Source organism: Pseudomonas sp. P4_C3, from assembly GCF_056402075.1.
This window is the reverse complement of sequence record NZ_JBFUIC010000431.1, coordinates 1-2959: the sequence shown is the minus strand read 5'-3', so window position 1 is coordinate 2959 and position 2959 is coordinate 1. Positions and strand designations below refer to the sequence as shown.

Here is a 2959-nt window from a genome sequence, read left to right as displayed (position 1 = left end):
TGGGTCGATATTTTTCAAATATCACTTCGTCACCTCTCAAATCCAATTCCTGGACAAACTCGGTCAGCGGGCTACCACGTTCTATCGGCGACCCGGCTGGGCCCAAATGGCGGGCGAGAAATATGGGCGCGCCCATTTCCCGGGCCTTGCTCATCAGGCGATTTAACGTGTCGACCAGAGATTCACTGCCCCAAGGTTTATCCGGGCCGTGAACGAGTCCTACCTGCATGTCGAGGATCAAGAGTGCGTACATTGTGCGTTTCCTTACGTTTGAGCCAGAAACGCCGGGGCAAAAAAAAGACCCGGTCATTGCTGGCGGGTCTTTGGGGGTTATGCGTTGTTTCAACTCGCACAACCTCTCACGACCCGCCTCGAGCGGTCGTGAAAGTTGTGGTCGATTTGATGCATGGCTTAGTCATGGCGTTGACCATATCTTTGGGGCGCCGGCCGTGCAAGTGAACATCCCGAGAATGAAAGTGATTTCATGGGGCAGCAACGTCCGCTATTGGCTTCTCTGCCGGCCATGGCCACGAAGCAAGCGTTCCTGTAGCCGTTTAACGCGGTACCTGATTTTAATGCTGCACGTTCTTCTTCAGGCTTTCGGGGCTGCCAGCGCATAGACCATCCATCACCAGGTTCATCAATCTGGCGAGACGTGAGCGCCATTCACTCTGGGAATCCATTTGCCATATTCCAGCGATGGCTAGAAAAAAGTCGTCGTTAGTAATCCCGCTACGAATCGTTCCGGCCTTTTCATTAGCCCTCAAAAGCGACTCGGCAGCTGCCTGGACTGGAGCGTATCCCGACTTCCCCGGGAACTCGTAAATAGACGCAGCTTGCTGTATCGCAGTCGCGAGTCCTGCCTTTGTCATTGCATATTCAGCGAGGCAGTCCATCCATTCTCGAAGGGCCTCCTTAGGTGGTTTTGTCGCGAGCAGATATTCCGCCAACGAGGCCACTTGCTGCATTTCGAATTGATAGACCTCGAATACCAGGTTCTCTCTGGTAGGGAAGTGGCGATAAAACGTTCCCTGTCCTACCCCAGCCTTCTTCGCAATCGTACTCAGCGGAACCGCAGGATCGCTAGTCAGCTCTACCACCGCGACCTCCAGTATCCGTTCCCGGTTTTTCCTGGCGTCAGAACGCATCACCAACTCGTCAGTCATGAGCAAAGTTTTCCCTTCATTCTATTGCTAAGCGGACAGTTGTCCGGTACGTTTTTAAAGTGGACAATTGTCCGCTTACGCATCGTTTCTGGAGTTTACTATGAACGGCACTGGCAACACGATTCTGGTTACTGGCGGCACCTCAGGCATCGGCCTTGGTCTGGCACTCAGGCTTCACAAGGCGGGCAACAAAGTAATCATCGCGGGACGTCGCAAGTCTCTGCTCGACAAGATCGTGTCGGAACATCCAGGTCTTGAATCAGTGTTGCTGGACGTCTGCGATCCACAATCCATCCAGCGCAACAGCGAAGCGCTGGCGATCAGCCACCCGAATCTGAACGTTCTCATAAACAACGCAGGCATCATGCATTGGGAGGATCTGACTGATCCGGAAAACCTGAGCACTGCCGAAGATATCGTGACAACGAACTTGCTTGGCACGATTCGCATGGTGTATGCATTTACTCCCCAGCTGATCAAGCAGCCCAGCGCCACGATCATGAACGTCAGTTCAGCGTTGGCATTCGTTCCGCTGCCTGCAACACCGACCTACAGCGCAACCAAAGCCGCAGTTCATTCGTTCACTCAAAGTCTTCGAGTTCAGCTAGAAGCCTCGTCAGTTGAGGTTATCGAACTTGCGCCGCCGGGGGTACGAACCACGTTGCTTGGGCAGGAAAACGACGAACACGCCATGCCCTTGGAGGCGTTTTTGGATGAGATCTTCGAACTGCTCGAGACCTCTCCGACCCCACGCGAACTTGTCGTCGAGCGCGCCAAACCACTACGGTTTGCTGAAGCGAGCGGTTCACATGATGAGGTGCTGAAAATGCTTGCAGGATACAAACCACCGGCAGAATGACGTTTACCGTGTGGGTATCACCTTATGCCGTCCAGGCAGGCAGATTGCTTCTGCCTGCCTCGAGCCCCTGGATGATTGCGCTGCGCAATCTCGTGCCCGAGGGTTTGGCTACCAGCAGAGCACTCTATTAGAGCCTGAAACGCTGGCCGGCGCTGTCGCGACACCTCGTCGCCTGGAAGGAAGAGGTGACTCTTCGATGGATCGCTACGGAGCGGAAAGCGGGCGGCGACGCAGCGGGCGAGTGGGATTGATCAGTTGCTTGCGCATAGGTGGCAACCGGATAAATTACTAAAAAATGTGATGACCGACTCGCTGCCGCATGACCCGGCGCCCGCCTCAAATCACAGGGGCTGTAAGGCATAGTCTACTTGGCCAGATTGGCCATTCGTCGAGGGCAGACGGCATCGGTTGACAGTAGGCATTTCTAGCTGGAATATATAGTGCACTATACAATAGCGAACTATCTAATGAGCTCGAATCGGAAACGGGTGGGTACCCAGCTGTCTTTTTCACTTTATGCGGCGGCAAATCGGGTGGTGCGATTGCACAAACCTTATCTGGAACCGTTGGGCCTAACCTTCCCGCAGTACCTGGTCATCCTGGAGCTTTTAAACGGCTCGCCACTTTCTGTGGGTGCCCTTGGAACCCGCTTGGCGATGGACGCTGGAACCATAACGCCATTGCTGAAACGGCTTGAGGCTGCCGGGCTCGTCACTCGCACACGGGATCCCGCCGACGAGCGCCGCGTGATGATCGACCTGACGCCTGATAGCCGCATGTTGGAAGCCGACATTCGGGGAATCACTAGCAAAATCAAGTCAGCTTGCCAGCTCGATGAGCGGGGTATCGATGAGCTTCGTCAAACACTCGATGCGCTCGGCCATCCAGCAACCGACTGAACGTTTTTACACGTGCTCAAAGAGGAAATCATGAC

At 54.5% G+C, this 2959-nt stretch carries 4 protein-coding genes; 2 read left to right on the top strand and 2 right to left on the bottom strand.

The window, feature by feature from the left end; genetic code table 11:
- A partial coding sequence (locus tag AC1DVH_RS28900) for an isochorismatase family protein (RefSeq protein WP_477756656.1) occupies positions 1-253 on the bottom strand: 253 nt, incomplete at its 3' end.
- Positions 254-572: 319 nt separating this feature from the next.
- Positions 573-1166 (bottom strand): TetR/AcrR family transcriptional regulator, encoded by a 594-nt coding sequence (locus AC1DVH_RS28895; protein ID WP_477756655.1) that lies wholly within the window; start codon positions 1164-1166, stop codon positions 573-575.
- A 100-nt stretch (positions 1167-1266) separates the two neighbouring features.
- On the opposite strand from AC1DVH_RS28895, the gene AC1DVH_RS28890 reads away from it, so the two are divergent.
- Both AC1DVH_RS28890 and AC1DVH_RS28885 read left to right on the top strand, forming a co-directional pair.
- Complete coding sequence (locus AC1DVH_RS28890) at positions 1267-2025, top strand: SDR family oxidoreductase (RefSeq protein WP_477756654.1); 759 nt, start codon at positions 1267-1269, stop codon at positions 2023-2025.
- 467 nt (positions 2026-2492) lie between these two features.
- Positions 2493-2924, top strand: coding sequence for a MarR family winged helix-turn-helix transcriptional regulator (locus tag AC1DVH_RS28885; protein WP_477756653.1), 432 nt, complete (start codon positions 2493-2495; stop codon positions 2922-2924).
- Positions 2925-2959: the final 35 nt, after the last annotated feature.

Bases quoted from the DNA above. Each gene is read 5' to 3' on its own strand.
- AC1DVH_RS28895 (WP_477756655.1), bottom strand. From the start codon at position 1,166: ATGACTGACGAGTTGGTGATGCGTTCTGACGCCAGGAAAAACCGGGAA.
- AC1DVH_RS28885 (WP_477756653.1), top strand. From the start codon at position 2,493: ATGAGCTCGAATCGGAAACGGGTGGGTACCCAGCTGTCTTTTTCACTT.
- AC1DVH_RS28890 (WP_477756654.1), top strand. From the start codon at position 1,267: ATGAACGGCACTGGCAACACGATTCTGGTTACTGGCGGCACCTCAGGC.